We start from the raw sequence: 1,732 nt of genomic DNA, 5'->3' as shown, positions 1-1,732 counted from the left end.
CAACGCCCGCCCGGCCGGACCACCACCCACCACCAGGACGTCCACGGTCTACCGACCGTCCAGACCGGGACGACCCGCGCGATCGGACCGGCCGCCCTCACCGGGGCGGTCGGCGGGGGAGCCCGCGCGATCGGACCCGTCCGCCGGACCGGGCTGGCCCGGGACGTCGGTCTGGCCGGGGGAGCCGGTCTGGCTGGAGGTACCTGCCTGGCCGGAGGCACCTGCCTGGCCGGGGTCGCGGGTCTGGCCGGGTGCGCCTGCCTGGCCGGGAAGAACCGCCCCGCCGTTCCCGACCGCCGGTCCTGCCTGCCCGTTCCCGCCGGTCAGGCCCGCGCGGTCGCTCCGCCCGCTCCCGCTTCCCCCACCGCTCCTGCCGCCCCGAACGCCCCGGCCGTCCCGCCGCTCGTCCGCGATCCCGCCACTCAGCCGGAGTGGCTGGTAGCTCGTCACCACCGCGCTCAACTGCTCCACCGTCCGCTCGATCGCGACCCTGCCCGCGTCCCGCTCGGCGATCACCGCCGCGAGCACCAGACCGGTCAGCGCCACCGTCCCGTTGTAGGCCTGCAACCCCAGCATGTTCTGCTGGGCGTTCTCCAGCCCGGCGAACGGGCCCGCGCTCAGCACCGCCGCGCGCGAGGCGAACACCGTGGCGATCAGCGCGCACGGCGCGGCCCCCCGGTGCTGGAAGCGCAACGCCCCCCAGATCAGCAGGGGGAAGATCAGGAACATCAGTCTGGCCTTGGTCCCCGAGGTGACCATCATCAGCCCCACCGTGGTCACGATCAGCGCCGCGGCCTCCAGGGCGCGTCGGCCGGTCGTGGCGCGCCAGCGCTCGCCCAGCGGGCCGAGCCCGCGCATCGCCAGGCCGAACGGCACCAGCACCAGCACGCCCATGGCCTCACCGGTCCACCACACCGCCCAGGTGGGCAGCCACTCCGCGGGCGTGATCACCCCCGCGAGCAGCAGGGAACCGCTGCCGAGCAGGGAACCGGGGAGCATCCCGGCGAACGCGCCGACGAACACCAGCGCGAGCGCGTCGCGCGTGCGGTCGAGCTCCAGCTGCAGGTCCGCGCGGCGGAGCAGGTAGTAGGCCAGGACCGGGCCTCCGGTGCCGACCACGCAGATCACGAGGTTCCACCACGTGGGCGGCGCGTCGGTCAGGTTCACCAGGAGGGAGCCCAGGGCGATGCCGGGCCACAGGCGGGGACCACCGGTCAGGAGTGCGAGCACCGCCACACCCGTGGGTGGCCACATGGGGGTGACGGGCGCCGCGGTCACCTCTTGGAGCCCGCCGAGGCGCGCTCCGAGGTAGTACACGACCGCTAGCAGGGATAACTGGGCGGCGTACCCGCCCCATCGGTGCGCGCGGCGCGCGCGGGGGTTCGGTGACACCTGGACAGCATCCCGCGCCCGCAGCCCGTCCACCAGCGACAACGGCGGACCGGACCCCCCGATTTCACTTCTGCGGAGGACTTGTGTAATGTTCTCTCTGCCAGCGCGGAACGGGCCGGGAAACACCGGAACGGAGCGGGGCGAAAAACCTTGAAACACCAGCCCCGGATCGGGTCGCGGATCGTCGCGGACTTGAGATGGTGAGCGCGTGTTCTTTGAGAACTCAACAGCGTGCCGAATAGCCAGTAAATTATGATCCTCGTCAAGAGGATTCCTTTGAGATTGTTACTGGACAGCTGACAAATTCATGTCAGTGGTTGTCCGAGCGATCAACTCATTC

The 1,732-nt window shown here is 71.5% G+C and carries 1 protein-coding gene; it reads right to left on the bottom strand.

Features of this window, described 5'->3' with window-relative positions; all coding sequences use genetic code 11:
- Positions 1 to 48 precede the first annotated feature (48 nt).
- On the bottom strand, positions 49 to 1,392 hold the full coding sequence (locus ACTUAL_RS10595; protein ID WP_440900133.1) for an MASE1 domain-containing protein: 1,344 nt from the start codon (positions 1,390 to 1,392) through the stop codon (positions 49 to 51).
- Between the last annotated feature and the right edge of the window lie 340 nt (positions 1,393 to 1,732).

It is taken from the genome of Actinosynnema sp. (assembly GCF_052038725.1).
Note: the sequence above shows the minus strand (reverse complement) of the source record. Positions and strands in the feature narration are given on the sequence as shown.